16 protein-coding genes and 1 riboswitch are annotated in these 18,779 nt (G+C 63.1%); of the genes, 11 read left to right on the top strand and 5 right to left on the bottom strand.

What is annotated here, in order from left to right; genetic code table 11:
- Positions 1-112: 112 nt before the first annotated feature.
- The 9 genes from AC6I6U_RS18210 to fapF all read left to right on the top strand — a co-directional run bounded on the left by AC6I6U_RS18210 (position 113) and on the right by fapF (position 8,324).
- Positions 113-1,747: a methyl-accepting chemotaxis protein gene (locus AC6I6U_RS18210; protein ID WP_497877424.1), complete on the top strand. Its 1,635-nt coding sequence runs from the start codon at positions 113-115 to the stop codon at positions 1,745-1,747.
- Positions 1,748-1,950: 203 nt separating this feature from the next.
- Positions 1,951-2,514 carry a nicotinamide riboside transporter PnuC gene (pnuC, locus tag AC6I6U_RS18205; protein ID WP_497877423.1) on the top strand — a complete coding sequence of 188 codons (564 nt, stop codon included), beginning with the start codon at positions 1,951-1,953 and terminating at the stop codon, positions 2,512-2,514.
- Positions 2,511-3,035: an AAA family ATPase gene (locus AC6I6U_RS18200; RefSeq protein WP_497877422.1), complete on the top strand. Its 525-nt coding sequence runs from the start codon at positions 2,511-2,513 to the stop codon at positions 3,033-3,035. The genes pnuC and AC6I6U_RS18200 overlap by 4 nt, the downstream gene beginning before the upstream one ends.
- A gap of 336 nt (positions 3,036-3,371) precedes the next feature.
- Positions 3,372-3,818, top strand: coding sequence for a functional amyloid chaperone FapA (fapA, locus tag AC6I6U_RS18195; RefSeq protein WP_497877421.1), 447 nt, complete (start codon positions 3,372-3,374; stop codon positions 3,816-3,818).
- Between the two features lies 1 nt (position 3,819).
- A complete protein-coding gene (gene fapB, locus AC6I6U_RS18190; protein ID WP_497877420.1) occupies positions 3,820-4,395 on the top strand; it encodes a fibril amyloid subunit FapB in 576 nt (191 codons plus the stop codon).
- 61 nt (positions 4,396-4,456) lie between these two features.
- A complete protein-coding gene (fapC, locus tag AC6I6U_RS18185) occupies positions 4,457-5,434 on the top strand; it encodes an amyloid-like fimbrin subunit FapC (RefSeq protein WP_497877419.1) in 978 nt (325 codons plus the stop codon).
- Between the two features lie 64 nt (positions 5,435-5,498).
- Positions 5,499-6,179: a fibril amyloid maturation endopeptidase FapD gene (gene fapD / locus AC6I6U_RS18180; RefSeq protein ID WP_497877418.1), complete on the top strand. Its 681-nt coding sequence runs from the start codon at positions 5,499-5,501 to the stop codon at positions 6,177-6,179.
- A 44-nt stretch (positions 6,180-6,223) separates the two neighbouring features.
- Complete coding sequence (gene fapE, locus AC6I6U_RS18175; protein WP_497877417.1) at positions 6,224-6,973, top strand: fibril amyloid subunit FapE; 750 nt, start codon at positions 6,224-6,226, stop codon at positions 6,971-6,973.
- A gap of 49 nt (positions 6,974-7,022) precedes the next feature.
- The gene (fapF, locus tag AC6I6U_RS18170) at positions 7,023-8,324 is read left to right on the top strand and encodes a fibril amyloid transporter FapF (protein ID WP_497877416.1); all 1,302 of its coding nucleotides are present in this window, start codon (positions 7,023-7,025) and stop codon (positions 8,322-8,324) included.
- 171 nt (positions 8,325-8,495) lie between these two features.
- Here fapF and AC6I6U_RS18165 read toward each other — a convergent pair whose 3' ends face one another.
- Positions 8,496-9,821 (bottom strand): sigma-54 dependent transcriptional regulator, encoded by a 1,326-nt coding sequence (locus AC6I6U_RS18165; protein ID WP_497877415.1) that lies wholly within the window; start codon positions 9,819-9,821, stop codon positions 8,496-8,498.
- Between the two features lie 335 nt (positions 9,822-10,156).
- Here AC6I6U_RS18165 and AC6I6U_RS18160 point away from each other — a divergent pair, with 335 nt between their 5' ends.
- A complete protein-coding gene (locus AC6I6U_RS18160; protein ID WP_497877414.1) occupies positions 10,157-10,420 on the top strand; it encodes a hypothetical protein in 264 nt (87 codons plus the stop codon).
- 139 nt (positions 10,421-10,559) lie between these two features.
- Here AC6I6U_RS18160 and AC6I6U_RS18155 read toward each other — a convergent pair whose 3' ends face one another.
- The 4 genes from AC6I6U_RS18155 to cobW form a co-directional block, all read right to left on the bottom strand.
- A complete protein-coding gene (locus AC6I6U_RS18155) occupies positions 10,560-11,141 on the bottom strand; it encodes a vWA domain-containing protein (RefSeq protein ID WP_497877413.1) in 582 nt (193 codons plus the stop codon).
- Between the two features lie 74 nt (positions 11,142-11,215).
- A complete protein-coding gene (locus AC6I6U_RS18150; protein ID WP_497877412.1) occupies positions 11,216-12,229 on the bottom strand; it encodes a magnesium chelatase ATPase subunit I in 1,014 nt (337 codons plus the stop codon).
- Positions 12,230-12,241: 12 nt separating this feature from the next.
- The gene (cobN, locus tag AC6I6U_RS18145) at positions 12,242-16,015 is read right to left on the bottom strand and encodes a cobaltochelatase subunit CobN (protein WP_497877411.1); all 3,774 of its coding nucleotides are present in this window, start codon (positions 16,013-16,015) and stop codon (positions 12,242-12,244) included.
- Between the two features lie 4 nt (positions 16,016-16,019).
- Complete coding sequence (gene cobW / locus AC6I6U_RS18140; RefSeq protein ID WP_497877410.1) at positions 16,020-17,087, bottom strand: cobalamin biosynthesis protein CobW; 1,068 nt, start codon at positions 17,085-17,087, stop codon at positions 16,020-16,022.
- A 100-nt stretch (positions 17,088-17,187) separates the two neighbouring features.
- Positions 17,188-17,395, bottom strand: a riboswitch (cobalamin riboswitch).
- A gap of 92 nt (positions 17,396-17,487) precedes the next feature.
- Between cobW and AC6I6U_RS18135 the strand changes: the two genes are divergently transcribed.
- Entirely contained in the window at positions 17,488-18,777 is a 1,290-nt protein-coding gene (locus tag AC6I6U_RS18135) for a glycosyltransferase (RefSeq protein WP_497877409.1), read from the top strand.
- Positions 18,778-18,779: the final 2 nt, after the last annotated feature.

Here is an 18,779-nt window from a genome sequence, read left to right as displayed (position 1 = left end):
CTGTTTATCGCTGCCTCGATAGTAGCCATAAGGAGGCTGTGCAGCGCAGGCAAAACCTGCTGCTATAGAGTCCAAAGCGAGACAACAACAAGAAAAAAGGAACGGTGGTCTTATGAAAAGCTTGCGCAGTGTGTCGATCAGTCGGCGCTTGTGGCTCATCCTGGTCCTGGCGGTGGCGATGCTGCTGACCCAGGGATTGCTGATGCTCAAGCAGACCCATGAAAACCTCTACCAGGCCAAGGCGCTGAAGACCCGGCACGTGGTCCAGACCGCCAGCGGTATCCTCGACTACTACCATGGCCTAGAGACTGCCGGCACCCTCAGCCGCGAGGCGGCACAGAAACAGGCCCTGAGCGCGATACGCGGGTTGCGTTATGACCAGAATGACTACTTCTGGATCAACGACCTGCGCCCGTTCATGGTCATGCACCCGACCAACCCCAAGCTTGAAGGCCAGGACCTGTCCGGTATCAAGGACCCCGACGGCTACGCGCTGTTCAACGAAATGGTGGTTTTGGCCAAGGCCAAGGGCCGCGGCATGATCGACTACCGCTGGCCGAAACCGGGCGCCAGCGCCCCGGTGCAGAAGACCTCCTACGTACAGTTGTTCGAGCCATGGGGCTGGATCATCGGCTCGGGCGTCTATGTCGATGATGTACAGGCCGAGTTCTACACACAGGTGCGCAACGCCTCGCTGGTCGGCCTGGCGATTGCCGTACTGTTGAGCGTGCTGGTACTGCTGATCAGCCGCAGCATCATCAGCCCGTTGCAGGAGGCCGTGCAGGCCATGGCCAATATCGCCAGTGGCGAAAGCGATCTGACCCGTACGCTCGACACCCACGGCCAGGACGAAGTGACCCAACTGGCCCGCCACTTCAACGCCTTCAGCAACAAGTTGCGCGGCGTGGTCAGCCAACTGCAGGCGTCGGCCAGCGAACTTGGCCAGTCCTCCAGCACCCTGGGTAGCAACGCCATCGAGGCCCAGGCACGCAGCCAGCAGCAATCGCAGCAGATGGAAATGGTCGCGACGGCGATCAACCAGGTCACCTACGGCGTGCAGGATGTCGCCAAGAACGCCGAGCAGGCCGCCAGCGAAGTACGCGATGCCGAAGGCCAGGCCCGCCAGGGCCAGTTGAACATCGACAACAGCCTGCAGCAGATCGACCAGTTGTCCGGCACCATTGCCGAGGCGGTGGAAGTGATCCGTACCCTGGCGGCGGAAAGTACGCAGATCGGCAGCGTCCTCGAAGTGATCCGGGCCATCGCCGAGCAGACCAACCTGCTCGCCCTGAACGCTGCCATCGAGGCCGCGCGCGCCGGGGAGCAGGGCCGCGGCTTCGCGGTGGTGGCCGATGAGGTTCGCCTGCTGGCACAACGCACGCAGAAGTCCACGGCGGAGATCCAGGCGATGATCGAACGCCTGCAGAACCACTCGGAGGCTGCGGTGAAGGTCATCAGCGACAGCAGTCGCGCCTCGCAACTGACCATCGAGCAGGCCGGGCTGGCCGGCGAAAGCCTGACGGCCATTGGCCAGGCCCTGCGCAACCTGAATGGCCTGAATGCCTCGATCGCCAGCGCCACCCTGCAACAGGCCCATGTGGTCGAGGACATCAACCAGAACGTCACCGAGGCGGCCGGCCTGTCCCACAACACCGCCCTGGCAGCCGAGCAGTCGAGCGCCGACAGTGACCGGCTCAAGGTCCTCAGCGAGCAGCTCAGCGGCTTGCTGCGCCAGTTTCGGATCTGATCAGGACCTGTTGGAGCTGGCTCGCCAGCGAACCGCCGGAGGCGGCCACTCACTGCAATCGGCGGTACCTGCTGAATCGCTAGCGCCAGCTCCCACAAGGGAGCTGGCGTCAGCAACGAGTTCCTGCACCACCGCAAGAATCCTCCCACCCCCTCCGCACTCTGGGTACAATCCGCCCCTTCTTTTCGATCCAGAGGTGCCCCATGTCCGGGCTTGAACTGTTTGCCGCCGCGCTCGGCGCGATTTCCGTCTGGCTGACGGTCAAGCAGAACCCCTGGTGCTGGCCGATCGGCCTGGTCATGGTGCTGCTCTACACCTGGATCTTCTTCGACGTGAAGCTCTACTCGGACATGCTGTTGCAGGTGGTCTACGCCGTGCTGCAACTCTATGGGTGGTGGCAGTGGACCCGTGGCGGCGTCATTCACCAGGGCCGCCAGGTTTCCCGCCTGGGCCCACAACCGGTGCTGGCCGGGCTTGCCGTCGGCGCGCTGGGCAGCCTGCTGCTCGGCGCTGCCATGGCCACCTGGACCGATGCCGCGCAACCCTGGCTCGACGCTGCGCTGACTGCCTTCAGCCTGGTCGCACAGTGGTGGATGGCGCAGAAACGCATCCAATGCTGGCTGCTATGGATCGTGGTCGATGTGATCTTCGTCGGCCTGTTCATCTACAAGGATCTCTACCTGACCGCCGCCCTCTATGGCCTGTTCACCCTGCTGGCCGTACAGGGCTGGCGCGAGTGGCGTACCGATCCGGCGCTGCCGGCATGAAGGTCGTGGTCCTGGCCGGCCCCGAGTCCAGCGGCAAGAGCTGGTTGTCCGAGGCCTTGTACGAGCGCTACGGTGGCGTGCTGGTGGGGGAATACGTGCGTCACTTCATGGAGCGGGAGCAGCGCGATACCTGCCTGGCCGACATACCCGCCATCGCTCGCGGCCAGTTGGCCTGGGAAGACGAGGCACGGGCGAAGCAACCGTCGCTGCTGATCCTCGACACCCATCTGTTGAGCAACATCCTCTGGAGCCGCGCCCTGTTCGGCGATTGCCCAACCTGGCTCGAAGCCGCCCTGCTCGCCCGGCAGTATGACCTGCACCTGCTGCTCAGCCCGGAAGGCGTTGGCTGGGTCGGCGACGGCTTGCGTTGCCAACCCGACTTGAGCGAACGCCGGGCGTTTTTCGACGACAGCCTGCACTGGCTGACCCGGCATCGGCAACCGGTCGAGGTGCTCGGCGGCGATTGGTCGCACAGGCACCAGCAGGCGATGAACGCAGTCGAGAAACTGCTCCACGAGTAAACGCGCCAGATCCGTGGCCTGACGCTCAAAGTGTCCGTTCATGAAACACCTGGCCCCACCGCAAGCGAACAGATTCAACGCTTGCGCGCCCAGACAGAGAAATGTGTCAAGCCACTGATACACCTGTCTGAAAGCCCCATTCCACGGGGCTTTCTCCATGATGCCCCGTTCCCCTGCTCCCCACCTGTTTCATCATTGAAACAACCAAAAACCGTCACCCTGCCAACAGAAATCACAACCTGTTGTTTTAAAAGCAAAAACAAAAAGCGGCACGGCTAATGCTCTTTACCTTCACAACGCTGAACAGGGCCAGCGTACTGAAGAAGGAACAAAGCCGTGGCGACCATCACAACAACAGGCTTCACCCGCATCTTGCTGATCGGTTGCGCTCTCGGCTCACTCCTGAGCCCCACCGCCCAGGCCGACGGAAATGGCATCATCGTGCTCAATCGCACGGTACAGCCCCAGGCCTACGGCCGCCCACCGCTGATCCCGGATCCCAACCCGACGACAGTCAATGCGAACCCATCGGCTCGCATCACCTCGTTGACCAACGGCATGGAACTGAGTGACGGCGATATCGCCGGCATCAGCACGGGGGCAAGCGTGACCCGGGTGATCACCGCCCATACCAACAACATGCCCGGCCTGAACAACCCCAACGGTCTGCCCGGCATGGCCGCCGGACACGGTGGTGGCAGCGGCGCCAGTATCGCCAATACGGTCAATCGCGGCTTGTCGGCGGGCATGGGTGCTCTCAACGCCATCGGCAAGGGGCAATAAGATGAAGCGCACGCTGCTTTTTCTCGCGATGTTCAGCAGCCTCCCGGCCCTTGCCGACAACGGCGTGATTGCCAACGACAACGCCCTGATCGACAACGCCGGCCAGCAATACAAGGGCAGCCTCATGCTCAATCAGGCAGCCGGCGACCAGCAGCAACAAATCAACAGCCGAGCGATCGCCATTGGCACCCATGCCAGCGCGTCGACCAGCCTGACCCAGAAGCTCAACAGCCCGGCCAGCACCGCCATCAATGCCAAGGCGGCCATCCAGGGCAACTCTTTCAGCAACGGCACCGGCATGGTGGGCGTCAACCAGTCCGCCGGAGCCAACAACCAGATGATCAACGCCGTGCGGATCAGCATCAGTGCTGCGCCACAAAGCGTCGATGACAGCGCCCTGTCGCAACAGAACGTGGCGCTGTTACCCAACTCCGGTTCATCCGGCACCCCAGGCAGCCGCCAGGTCGTTACCAGCGACCAGGCCTTCACCGGCAGCCGGGGCGTGATTCAGGTGAACCAGAGCGCGGGGGTGGGGAACCGTATGGCCAACACCCTCAGTATCCGGGTCGCAGACTGACCCGAGCAGTGCAATTAGAAAGTACCAACACTTAACCAACTAATAAGCACGGAGATACACCATGAAACCTACAATGGCTCTCAAACCACTGGTTTTCGCACTGGCCGCCATCATGGCAATGGCCGCACAGGCAGGTGGCAACGATCACGGTCACGGCAATGGCCATGGCAACCATGGTCCGAAAGGCCCCGATCTTGGCACCCTGCTGCAAATCACCGCCGGTGCCGGCGCCGCAGTGATCGACACCCAGTACAGCCACAACAACGCCGTGATCAACCAGGGCACCAAGAACAACGCCAGCGCCAATGACTCGCTGAACCGTTCCAGCGGCAACATGGGCGCCAACGTTGCAGCCGGTGACGGCAACCAACAGGACAACGCCGCCGCCCTGGCCACCGCCGACGAAAGCTTCATCTTCGGCACCGCAGTCTCTGCCAGCAGCGCGACCCAGACCAATACCAACAACGTCGTGCTCAACCAATCGACCCAAAACAATGCGTCGATGAACAACTCCGGCAACAACGGCTCCGGCAACATGGGCGTCAACATCACCGCCGGCAACTTCAACCAACAGAAAAACAACCTGGCCATCGCCGTCTCCGGTGGACGTGTAGCCACCGCCGCCGCCGCCGCCAACCAGACCGAAAGCGGCCTGCTGGTGACCAACAGCGGTGTGCAAGCCTACGAGAAAGAAACCCTCAAGGGCACCATCGATCTCAAGGGCAGCTACAAAGGCACCGGCTCCGGCACGATCAAGGGTGACGACGATCATGGCCATGGTTATGGCAACAAGGGCGGTCATGACAACGATGACCAGAAGTTCACCTTCAAGGAACAAGGCACTGTTGAACTGGCCGGCTACTGGACCCAGCAAGTGCTGACCCCCAATGGCTGGAAAAACGTGGTCACCAACAACGCCAGCCTGAACAACTCGGCCAACAACATGTCCGGCAACGCTGGCATCAACGTCTCGGCCGGGGTGGGCAACCAACAAAGCAACTCGCTGTCCATCGCCGCCGGTTGCAAAGCCTGCATGTAAGCGCGACAGCACTGAGAGCCCCGGAAACGGGGCTCTTTTTTCCGCACCTGAAGGCGTATCGACCATGCGTATTCTCGTCCTTACCCTGCTGTTCGGCCTTTGCCAACTGAGCCAGGCTGCAACCATGGCGGTCCCTGGCCTGCCCGGTGCCAGCGTCATCTACAAAAACGTGCAGAGCATTCGCGAACGGCGTTTTGCCGACCTGGTCCAGCAGAAAACCGATTTCAGCTGCGGCGCCGCCGCGTTGGCCACGGTACTGCGCCAGGCCTACTGGCTCGACGTCGACGAAGAACAAGTCATCAAGGGCATGCTGACCACGTCCGATGTGAACCTGGTCAAGACCCACGGCTTTTCCATGCTGGACATGAAGCGTTACGTCGAGAGTATCGGCATGCGCGCCCGCGGCTATCGCATTCCCCCCGACAAGCTGCCCAGCGTGACCATCCCGGTGGTGGTGCTGATGGACATCCGTGGCTACAAGCATTTCGTGGTGATGCAGCGCGCGGACAAGGACTGGGTGTACATCGGCGATCCGGTACTGGGCCACAAGCGCTACGCCGCAGCAGACTTCGAAAAGGGCTGGAATGGCATCGTGTTCGCCATCGTCGGTCCCGGCTATGACAAGGCCAACGCGCTGTTGGACCCGCCGGCCCCGCTGACGGCGAAAAACAAGCTGGACACCTTCAACCCGGTCAAAGATGCCGAGCTGATGGATTTCGGCTTTATCCAGAGCGATTTTTTCTGAGGTGCACTAACGAGTTAGGGAGCAGGATGCCCCGGGAGCAATAGATGAAAACTCCACACTGGCTGGTCGTGAGCTGCCTGGCAGTCGCCTGTTTGCCTGCACACGCGGCCTCGACCTTCAAACCTGTCGAAATCAAGGATCAGGAAATGTCCGAGTTGCGTGGCCGTTATGTCATGCCCGGACGCATCATCAGCTTCGGCGTCGTGATGGAAAGCAGCTGGAAAAACGCCAGTGGCGATGTCATCGGCGCAACCACCAGCCTGCAGATCCAGCAATCGACCGTCAAACCGCAATTCTATGTGACGACCTACAGCGTCCAGGGCAACGGCTCACCAGCCGCCCAGGGCTCCGGTACGGTGGTCGGCGGTAACGGTTTCAACACATCGGCCGGCGTGACCCAGGTGGTCCGCGCCGCCGGCGATGGCAATAGCGCCTATAACAATGTCGCCATCAACGTCAGCGAGGCCGACCAGGCACCCGCCAGCGGCCAGCAGATTGGGCAGGTTCTCAACAGCGGCGGCAGCATCACCGGCTCCAGCGCAGCGGGCAACGTCACGGTTTCCGCCGTCTCCGGCGGCATTCAAATGGCCATTGCCGCCAGCAACAACCAGGGCAACTCGTTGCAGCAGATCGCCCAGGGAGGCGTCCTGCAATCCACCGCTCTGCTCGGCGGCCACAATCTGGTCAACAGCATGACCCAACTCAACGTGGTACTGCAGAACAACTTGCAAACGGCAGGCGCACTGGATTGCAACCTGACCCAACTTAAAGGACTACGCAACATGGGATTCTGAACTACGCTCAGCTCCGACCATTGGAAATTAGTAAGGGACGGCTTATTTCATGCACAGATCGCTTTCTCTGCGCGCGGCTATATGTGTGGGTACTCTTTTTCCGGCGGCGTTGTTGCAAGCTGCACCCGATGCCGAAGTTGAGGCCCTGAAACAGGAACTTCTGGAACTCAAGCAACGCTATGTCCAGCAGCAGCAAGCCCTTTCGGTGCTGGAACAGCGGGTTCGACAGGTCGAGGACCAACCGGCAGCGCCGCCACCCAAGCGCCTGGTCAAGTCGCCGGCCGACTTGAGAAGGGGGCAGGCCGTGGCGGGGGCCAGCGCGAATGCTCCAGGTGCTGCGGCAGGCACCTCCGGGGCATCCTATGGTCAGTCGCTCAAGGATGATTCGGCGCCGGCCCAGAGTGTTTCCGACTTGTACAACGAAGCCAGTGGCTTTTTCGGCAATGGCAAGTTCAGTCTCGAAACCGGTATTACTTATTCGCGTTATGACACTCGGCAGTTGACCCTGAACGGTTTTCTCGCACTGGACTCAATCTTCCTCGGCACGATCAACCTTGATCGGATCAAGGCCGATACCTGGACACTGGACCTGACGGCTCGTTACAACTATGAGAACCGTTGGCAGTTCGATATAAACGCTCCGGTCGTGTATCGCGAGTCCACTTATCAATCCGGTGGTGGCAACGGCGGCAGCGCGGCATCGACCGTGGAAGACACCGTGACCCGCGACCCGATCCTCGGCGACGTCAACTTCGGAGTGGCCTACAAATTCCTCGATGAATCGGAAAACCTGCCCGACGCTGTCGTCAGCGTCAGGCTCAAGGCCCCGACCGGCAAGGACCCGTTCGGTATCAAGTTCGTCCAGTCGCCAAAGAGCAACAGCCTGTTCGTACCTGAAGATCTCCCCACCGGTAACGGCGTATGGGCGCTCACCACCGGCCTGTCGTTGGTCAAGACATTCGACCCGGCCGTATTGTTCGGTACCCTCGCCTACACCCACAACTTCGAGGACTCCTTCAGCGATATCAGTGCCCAGCAGGGCACCACGCAACCGGGCAAGGTCAGTATCGGCGACAGCTTCCAGTTCGGCGTCGGTGTGGCCTTCGCCTTGAATGAAAAAATGAGTATGTCGTTTTCCGTTTCCGACCTGGTGCAACGCAAAAGCAAACTCAAACCCGATGGTCAAAGCTGGCAGAGCGTGGTCGGCAGCGATGCCAACGCTGGCTATTTCAACGTCGGCATGACCATCGCGGCCACCCCGAACCTGACTATCGTTCCACAACTGTCCCTGGGCATGACGCCCGACGCCCCGGACTTCAGCTTCAGCCTGAAATTCCCCTACTACTTCTGAGCCCGTCTGGCGCCCTCAGCTACGGCATTCGCTGTGGCTGGGGATTTCTCTGAAGCCGTTAGCGATCCCAAGGGTCCTTTTGCGGGCAAGCCCTGCTCCTACGGGGGGAGTGTCGGACGCGAATGCGGCGCACGACCTTTAGCCCGCCAGTCGCCTCGAAAGCCCGGGAACCTAGCGAATCTGGTGCTTATGCAGCAGCCGATAGAACGTCGGCCGGGAAATCCCCAACACCTTCGCCGCGAGACTCATGTTGTTCCCATGCCGATTCAGCACATCGCACAACGCCTGGCGTTCAGCCTGGTAGAGATAATCCTCCAGGGTGCCCATCGGTGCCTGCGCGCTCGGCTCGCCGGCCAACCCCAGGTCGCCGGCCTCGATCTGCCTCCCCTCGGCCAGCACCAGGCCGCGCCGGACCCGGTTGGCCAACTCGCGCACGTTGCCCGGCCAGCCGTGGTTGCCCATGGCCACCAAGGCCTCTTCGCTGAAGCTGCGCGGCCGCCGCCCGGTTTCCTGGCTGTAGAACCGGGCGAAATGGTTGGCCAGCATCCGCACGTCGCCATGACGCTCGCGCAACGGCGCCGTGACCACCTGCAGCACATTCAGCCGGTAATAGAGATCTTCGCGAAAACGCCCGTTGCCGATCGCGGTTTCCAGATCGACGTGGGTCGCTGCCAGCACCCGCACATCGACCGGAATCAACTGGCTGCCGCCGACCCGCTCGATATGTTTTTCCTGGAGAAAACGCAGCAGGTTCGCTTGTAGCTCAAGCGGCAGGTCACCAATTTCGTCGAGAAACAGCGTGCCGCCATTGGCCGCCTCGATGCGCCCGACCTTGCGCTGGTGCGCCCCGGTAAAGGCTCCCTTCTCGTGGCCGAACAGCTCGGACTGGATCAGGTGCTCGGGAATCGCCCCGCAATTGATCGCCACGAAGGGCCGGGCATGGCGCTGCGACTGGCGGTGCAAGGTCTGCGCGACCAGTTCCTTGCCGGTACCACTTTCCCCACGGATCAGTACCGGTGACTCGGTGGGTGCCAGTTTGCTCAGCAACTTGCGCAATTCGCGGATGGAGCGGCTGTCTCCGAGCAATTCGTGTTCGGGTTGCTCCACAGGCGCCGAGCCCTGCCCGCGCAGCCGCGCCATGCCGAAGGCGCGACCCAATGTCACCTGTACGCGGGAAACGTCGAAGGGCAGAGTATGAAAATCGAAGAACCACTCGCAGACGAAGTCACCGACGTTCTGCAACCGCAGGACTTCCTGGCTGAGTACCGCGATCCATTCGGTGCCGCTGCGACTGATCAGGTCCTTGACCGCCTCGGGACGCTCCAGGTGGAACGGCTGCAGGCGCAACAGGCCAATATCGCAGGGCCGATCGACGGCAGCTTCAAGATCGCAGCTGTCGACATCCCAGCCGATGTTGCGCAGGTCGGGGAGCAACAGATGGCAGTCGTCGCAGGGATCAACGACCAGGAGACGCCTGAGCGGTGCGGCTTCTTGCATGACTGTTCCCTGGAGCCGGAATTATAAATTTTATTAGAAACAGTAATTTGGCAGATCTGGTTGTAACAGTAGCAAGCGCTTGACGCGAACTTGTACCGATTGATCATAAAGGCGACAGCCGGTTGATCATGACATACATAACGGGGAACCTATCTCCTCATTCATCGTCCACTCACCGAGGTTTTTTTGAAATCGATGAAAAAAAATCGAAAAAACTTTATTTCCCGTGTGACCTGATCCCCCCCAGCGGGCATCAGTACAAGTGAGACCAGCCGCGACGGTGCGCCCAGCCGACGGCTTACAACATTGTTTGGGCATACTTGAGAGAAGACCCCATGAACGCCCCGCTCCGTTTCAACGAAGCACTCCTGATGGCCGGCAACGCATTCAAACCTTTCCAATGCGTAGCCTGGACGGCACAAGACAAAGGCGACCTGAGCCTCACCGTAGTCGATCGCACCAACAACAGCATCGACCGCCGGCAGATCTCTTGCAGTGACTACTCGAACCTGGCGCAGTTGAAATCCCTGTTGGAACAGGCTCGTGCCGAATTGAGCAAGAAAGGCTACGACTTGCAGCCTTGGACTTTCTCGGCCTGAGACAGTTAAAAGCCTCGCAGACAAGCCCTGCTCCTACATTGACCGAGTCAGACGTACATCTTCATGTACGCCGCACTATCTGTAGGAGCGGGGTTTGCCCGCGAATACGAACGAACCGGCACAATAGTTGTAACTGAACTTAAAGCATTTCAATATGCCGATAATCGGCGCCAAGTTCATTCGCAAGTTGCCGCGCGCGCCCCAGGCGAACAGGTCCCTTTTCCAAATCGACCAGTAACGCCGGACAGTTGAACGGCACCAGGCCGCTCCACGCCCTCAAGCGCCCATCGGTCAACACCAGCACCCGCTGCTGTTCCTGGGCAAAACGCTTTTGTCGCACCGCCAACCAACTACCGGCCTCCCGCAAGGCTGCCAGCAACGGCGTTCCGCCGCCCGCCCCCAGGTTTTCCAACCAGCCCGCCATGCCGCTGGAGGCCTTCAGCCCTTGGACCTGCCACTGCGGACGAGTGCCGCTGGCCGTCAACAATGCCAGCCGCGCGCGCTGGCGATAGGCATCATCGAACAACTGCGCCAACAACCCCTTGGCATCGCTCAAGGCCCGATGCCTGCGAGTAGAAGCCGAGGCATCGACGATCACCAGCCACAACTCATGGGGCGAACTGCTGCGCAGACGAAAACGCAGGTCGCGATAGGCTTTCGGTCGGCCGCCCACCAAGGTCTCGACCCAGTTGATCGCCCCGCTCGCAGCAGCCCGAGCCACGCCCTGACGCCCCCTGGGGATCTCACCCGCACCGGTTCTGGCATTCGCCCCCGGCTTGAATCGAGGGCGAATGCCTAGGGCTTTTTTGGCCAGCTCGGAATGTCCCGACGAGCCCCCACCGCCATGGCCTTGGCCGGTAGTTCACCCCACTGCCCCTGGCCTTGCTCTGTACCCTGTGCCGGGTTCGACTGGCTCTCGGGGGCATCGGCAGGCCTGCTTGTCGAAGTCGCCGGCGGGTTCTCCCGTCGCCGGTGGCGCAGGGCAAACTCGGCGACTGCCTCGATATCCTCGTCGGCGATCTGCCGCGCACCGCGCCAGGCCGCATGGGCACGCGCCGCGCGCAGCCAGACGAGATCGGCACGCAAGCCATCGACGCCAGCGGCAAAACAGCGCTCGCTGATCGCCGTCATCGCCCGATCATCCAGTTCGATGTGCGCCAGTAACGTCCGCGCCTGCTCGCAACGCTCGCGCAAGGCCTGCTGTTCTGGCGCCCACCGGGCACAGAAAGCCTGCGGGTCACTGTCGAAGTCCAGCCGCCGACGAATGATCTGCGTACGCTCGACCGGCTGTGGCTGGCCGCTCAAGGCGACATTCAGGCCGAAGCGATCGAGCAGTTGTGGGCGTAGCTCACCTTCCTCGGGGTTCATCGTGCCGATCAGCACGAAGCGCGCCGAGTGGCGGTGGGAAATGCCATCGCGCTCGACCAGATTGGTGCCGCTCGCCGCAACATCGAGCAGCAGGTCCACCAGATGATCGGCCAGCAGGTTCACTTCATCGACATACAGCACGCCGCCGTCGGCCTTGGCCAGCACGCCGGGGGAAAACTGCGCCCGCCCCTCGCCCAGTGCGGCATCCAGGTCGAGAGTACCGACCAGGCGCTCCTCGGTGGCGCCCAACGGCAAGGTGACGAACTGCCCGCTGGCCAGCAGGTCGGCCAGGCCGCGGGCCAGGGTCGACTTGGCCATGCCGCGCGGACCCTCGATCAGCACACCGCCGATCTTCGGGTCGATGGCGGTCAGGCATAGCGCCAGTTTCAGCGCATCGGCACCGACCACCGCCGACAGCGGGAAATGCGGGGAGTCACTCATGGGGCATAGACCTCAACAATCTTCTTCAATATCGAGCAGCAGGTTTTCCAGCGCCTCGCGGTATTCCCCCGGCTCGCTCCACAGCCCGCGCTGCTGGGCTTCCAGCATTCGCTCGGTCATGTCACGCAGTGCATGGGGATTGTGCTCGCGGACGAATTCACGGGTATCGGCATCCAGCAGATAGGCATCGGCCAGCAAGGCGTACTGGTGATCGTCGATCAGGTGGCTGGTGGCATCGAAGGCAAACAGGTTGTCTACCGTCGCCGCCAGTTCGAACGCGCCCTTGTAGCCATGTCGCTTGACCCCCTCGATCCACTTCGGATTGGCCGCCCGGGAGCGGATCACCCGGTTCAGTTCTTCCTTCAGCGTACGGATCTTCGGCAGGTCGGGTTGGCTATGGTCGCCGTGATAACTGGCTGCGGTTTCGCCACTGAGGCTTTCCACGGCCGCGAGCATGCCGCCCTGGAACTGGTAGTAGTCATTGGAATCGAGCAGATCGTGCTCGCGGTTGTCCTGGTTCTGCAACACCGCCTGGACCTGGCTCAGGCGCCGGGCGAACAGCTCGCGGGCCGCCGTGCCTTCGTCCGAGCCGCCATACGCGTAGCCGCCCCAATTCAGGTAGACCTCGGCCAGGTCCTCGCGGCTCTGCCACAGGCGCCCATCGATGGCGTTCTGTACGCCGGCACCATAGGCGCCCGGCTTGGCACCGAAAATCCGCCAACCGGCCTGGCGGGCGGCCTGCTCGGCATCCAGGCCGTCGGCCTGCAACTGTTCACGCTCCTGGCGTACCCGAGCGGCGAGCGGGTTCATGTCCTCGGGTTCATCCAGCGCAGCCACCGCCTGTACCGCTGCGTCGAACAGGCGGATCAGGTTGGCGAACGCATCGCGGAAGAAACCGGAAACCCGCAGGGTCACGTCCACCCGCGGACGGTCCAGCAGGCTCAGTGGCAGGATCTCGAAGTCATCGACCCGCTGACTGCCCGTGGCCCAGACCGGACGCACGCCCATCAGCGCCATGGCCTGGGCGATGTCATCGCCGCCGGTGCGCATGGTCGCCGTGCCCCAGACCGACAGGCCGAGCTGGCGCAGATGATCGCCGTGATCCTGCAGGTGCCGTTCGAGAATCAGGCTGGCCGACTGAAAGCCTATGCGCCAGGCCGTGGTGGTCGGCAGGTTGCGCACGTCCACGGAAAAGAAGTTGCGCCCGGTCGGCAATACATCCAGGCGCCCGCGGCTGGGTGCGCCGCTCGGGCCAGCCGGGACGAAGCGCCCGTCGAGGGCAGCCAGCAGGCCTTGCATTTCAGCAGGTCCGCAGGCGTCGAGGCGCGGCGCTACATGGTCCAGGAGGCCCTCGATGATGCTGCGCACGTCGGTCCAAGGCTCGCTGTCCGGCAGTTCGGCAACACCTGCCAGGGACTGCTCGATCAGCATGGCGGCATACAGTTCCAGGCGTTCGCGGCTATCGCCGGCAGTGCGCCAGGTCGCCTCGTCGAGGGCACACAGCAACGCCGGACGAGGGCCGGTCCAGGACTCGGCCAGGGCACAGTCGAGCGGGTCGAAACCCAGTTCGAAGGCCTTGGCCAGGGCCCGCAGCAGGCTCGACTGGGCGCCTCGGCCATCGCCACGGGGAATGCGCAGCAGAGCCAGCAAGGTATCGATGCGCAACCGCCCCTGGGGTGATTCGCCGAACACGTGCAGGCCATCGCGGATCTGCGACTCCTTGAGGTCGCAGAGGTAGGTGTCCAGGCGCGGCAGCCAGATGGCCGCGTCGGCGTCGCTGTCGAGCCCGGCATCCAGTTGCAGCTCACGGTCGATCTGTGTGTCGCGCACCAGCTTGAGAATATCGCGCTGCAATTCACGGGCGCGGCGCGGGTCGAGCAGTTGCGCTTCGTAGTATTCGTCGGCCAGCAATTCCAGGTCGCGCAACGGGCCGTAGGTTTCGGCGCGGGTCAGCGGTGGCATCAGGTGGTCGATGATCACCGCCTGGGTCCGCCGCTTGGCCTGGGCGCCCTCTCCCGGATCGTTGACGATGAACGGATAGAGGTTCGGCAACGGTCCCAGCAGCGCATCCGGCCAGCAGTTTTCCGACAGGCCGACACCCTTGCCCGGCAGCCACTCCAGGTTGCCATGCTTGCCGACATGAATCACGCCGTGGGCGCCATACCGATGCCGCAGCCAGAAATGGAACGCCAGGTAGCCATGGGGCGGCACCAGGTCCGGATCGTGGTAGACCGCACTCGGATCGATCTGGTAACCCCTGGCCGGCTGGATGCCGACGAAGGTCAGGCCCAGGCGCAGCCCGGCGACCATCATCCGCCCCTCGCGGAACATCGGGTCGTTTTCCGCCGCGCCCCAACGCGCCAACACCGCCTGGCGATTGGCCTCGGGCAGTTGCTCGAACAGCGCCTGGTACTCGGCTAGCGCCAGGCTTTGCTGGCAGGGGCGCAAATCAAGGCTGTCGAGGTCGTTGCTGACACCACCGAGCAAGGCCTGGATCAGGCCGGTGCCACTCTCGGGCAGTTCGGTACCCACCGGATAGCCTTTGTCCTGCAACGCCCGCAGGATATTCAGCGCCGCAGCCGGTGTGTCCAGGCCGACGCCGTTACCGATGCGCCCGTCGCGGGTCGGGTAGTTGGCCAGGACCAGGGCGATACGCTTGTCGCCGTTGTCCAGCCGCGCCAGCTCGACCCAGCGCCGCGCCAGCTCGGCGACGAAGTCCATGCGCTCGGGCTGGGCGCGGTAGCAGACCACGTCACTCTGGCTACGCTCGCTGCGCCAGGCCAGGTCCTTGAAGCTGATGGGCCGGCTGATGATCCGCCCGTCCAGCTCCGGCAAGGCAATGTGCATCGCCAGGTCCCGCGGTCCCAGGCCCTGCTCGCTGGCTTGCCAGCCGGGCTCGTTGTCCTGGGCGCAGATCGCCTGGATCACCGGGATGTCACGACGGAACGGTCGCAGGTGCGGAGCCTCGGGCGTCGACTGGGCAAAGCCGGTGGTGTTGAGGATCACCGCCGCCGCCACCTCGTCCAGCCAGTCCTCGACCACCGCCAGGCAACCTGGCTCCTTGAGACTGGCCACGGCGATCGGCAACGGGTTCAGCCCGGCCGCCTGCAAACGCTGGCAGAACACATCGACAAAGGCGGTGTTGGCCGCCTGCAGGTGCGAGCGATAGAACAGCAGCGCCGCCACCGGCCAGTCGGCCTGCCAGTTGCTGCGCCAATCAGCCAGTTGTGCATCGACCACGCGCGGGTGGTAGATCGCCGTGCGCGGCAGCGCCCGAGGCGCCTGCCAGGGGTAGTCACGCCCCAGCCAGCGGCTGGCCAGGCAATTGAACAACTGCAGGGCATTGCCCAGGCCGCCCTGGCGCAGGAAGTGCCAGAGCCGTTCGGCTTCAGCCGCCGGGACGTTACCCAGGGCGCTCAGTTCCGGGTCGGGACGGTCGTCGCCCGGCACCAGGATCAGCGTCACGCCGCGCTCGGCCAGTTGCACCAGACGCTCGATGCCGTAACGCCAATAGCCGATACCGCCGTGCAACGACAGCAGGATCACCTTGGCGTGTTGCAGCACCTGGTCGACATAGAGGTCGACCGAGGCATGATTCTGGACCTGCATCGGGTTGGCCAGGCGCAGGCTCGGATAATCGTCCGGCAGTTGCTGCGCCGCTTCGGCGAGCAATGCCAGGCTGGAGTCGCCGCTGCACAGGATCACCAGCTCGGCGGGGGTTTGTCCAAGGTCGGCGATGTTGTCATCCGACACGAAACCGCCGGGCTGGGTCCTGAGCAGATGCATGGGGTCAGGCCGTCAGCGCGGTGCGCAGCGTCGATTCGAGCAGGGCTGCATCCAGTTCCTGGCCAATCAGTACCAGGCGGGTGACGCGCGGCTCATCGGCGCCCCAGGCGCGGTCGAAGTGCTTGTCGAAACGGGTGCCCACGCCCTGGATCAGCAGGCGCATCGGCTTGTTCGGGATCGCCGCAAAGCCCTTGACCCGCAGGATGCCGTGCTTGACCACCAGTTGCGTCAGGGCATCGAGCAGCAGGCTTTCGTCGGCTTGCGGCAGGTCGATGGAGATCGAATCAAAGGCGTCGTGATCGTGGTCGTCATGATCATCGCCGTCATGGTGGTGGTCATGGTGGCTGTGGCGACCATCAATGTGCTCCTCGGAGCCGGCACCGATACCCAGCAGGACGTCCAGCGGCAGGCGACCGCTGCTGGCCTCGATGACTTTCACCGCTGGCGGCAGTTCCTCGGCCACTTCCAGACGGACCCTGGCCAGGTCTTCCGGGGCGATCAGGTCGGTCTTGTTGAGAATCACCAGGTCGGCGCTGGACAGTTGGTCGGCGAACAATTCATGCAGCGGCGACTCGTGATCCAGGTTCGGGTCGAGCTTGCGCTGGGCGTCCACCTGGTCGGGGAACGCGGCGAAGGTGCCGGCGGCCACTGCCGGGCTGTCGACCACGGTGATCACCGCATCGACGGTGCAGGCACTGCGGATTTCCGGCCACTGGAAAGCCTGGACCAGCGGCTTGGGCAGCGCCAGGCCAGAGGTTTCGATGAGGATGTGGTCAAGATCGCCGCGACGCGCCACCAGTTCGCGCATCACCGGGAAGAACTCTTCCTGCACGGTGCAGCACAGGCAGCCGTTGGCCAGTTCGAACACGCGGCCTACCGCCTCTTCCTCGGTGCACCCGATGGAGCACTGCTTGAGGATCTCGCCGTCGATGCCCAGCTCGCCGAACTCGTTGACGATCACTGCGATACGGCGGCCCTGGGCGTTGTCCAGCATATGCCGCAGCAAGGTGGTCTTGCCCGAGCCGAGGAAGCCGGTGACGATGGTGACGGGAAGCTTGGCCAGTGTTTTCATCGGGATGCCCCTTGGCAAAAATAGCGGGCATGCGGGACGAGAACCGCCGCCCGGAACAGGCGCGGGTATGTTCGCCACCGGATCACCCCGCCCGGTTTAAGTGAAATTCTGTCACGAGGCAGGTCTCCTGGCTTGCGGCCGGGTGTTCGGCAGTCGCTCGATCACCGGGTCTTGCGCCTTCCCACCCCGAGGGGCAGTGGCCAGGCAAGACACTCGTACCGCTTACAGTTGCGGGGGCAGCCGCGGCTTGCCGCGTTCCCATCTTAGCTTCGACCAGACGCCGAAGAACCTCGAACCTGCAAGGCTACGCAGTGCGCGCAGGCAGGTCAATCTCGACGGCCGCTGTGGTTTAATTGCGCCCCCTTTCTCCCGCCCTGCCCGTTTCAAGGAATCGCCGCCCATGAGTGCCACCGACACCACCACCGTCCTGGTCATCGGTTATGTCTGGCCCGAACCTCGCTCCTCGGCGGCCGGCGGGCACATGATGCAGATTCTCGAAAGCTTCCTCGAGGCCGGCTGGCGCATCACCTTCGCCAGCCCTGCCAGTGTCGGTGAACACAAGGCCGACCTGCTCAGCCTGGGCATCGACGAACAGGCCATCGAGCTCAACGACAGCAGTTTCGACACCTTCATCAGCGCCCTGCAGCCGCATGTGGTGCTGTTCGACCGGTTCATGATGGAGGAGCAGTTCGGCTGGCGGGTCGAGAAGCACTGCCCCGGTGCCCTCCGCGTACTGGAAACCTCGGACCTGCAAAGCCTGCGCGACGCCCGCCAGCAGCAACTCAAGGAACGCCTGAAAGTCGACCAGGACCCGAATGACTTCAGCGGGCTGTTCGCTCCCGACCTCCCCGAAGTCTTCCAGCAGATGAGCGACACCGACCAGGCCCAGCGGGAAATCGCGGCGATCTACCGCTCGGACCTGAGCCTGATGATTTCCGACGTCGAGATCCGCCTGCTGACCGAGCAGTTCCGGCTACCGCCAGCGTTGCTGCACTGGTGCCCGTTGATGGTCGACCAGCCGGACACGTTCCGGGCCTTCGAGGAGCGCGCGCATTTTCTCAGCATCGGCAACTTCCGCCACGCACCGAACTGGGATGCGGTGCTCTGGATGAAAACCACCGTCTGGCCGCTGATCCGCCAACAACTGCCCAGCGCGCAACTGCATGTCTACGGCGCCTACACGCCGCCCAAGGCCACCGCGCTGCACAACCCGGCCCAGGGCTTTCACGTGCAGAACTGGGCCGAAGACGCCCTGCAGGTGATGAGCGCGGCGCGGATCTGCCTGGCACCGCTGCGTTTCGGCGCCGGAATCAAGGGCAAGCTCGCCGATGCCATGCTCTGTGGTACCCCGAATGTCACCACGCCGATCGGCGCCGAAGCCATGCAGGGTGCCTTGCCCTGGCCGGGCGCCATCGAAACCAGCGCCGAGGCCCTGGCGCGCTCCGCCGTCCGGCTGTACCAGGACCCGTTGGCCTGGCAACAGGCCCAGGTTGATGGGCGGGCGTTGCTGGCTGCCCGCTACGACCGGCGCCAGCACAGCCCGGCGCTGGTGGAACGTATCCAGCAGACGCGGCAACAATTGACCGAGCATCGGCGCAACAACTTCACCGGCGCAATGCTGCGCCACCATCACCACAAGAGTACCCAGTACATGGCCCAGTGGATCGAGGCGAAGAACCGCAAGCCCTGAGG

The sequence above is a fragment of the Pseudomonas sp. UTLPPB19802 genome (assembly GCF_059730225.1).
Note: the sequence above shows the minus strand (reverse complement) of the source record. Positions and strands in the feature narration are given on the sequence as shown.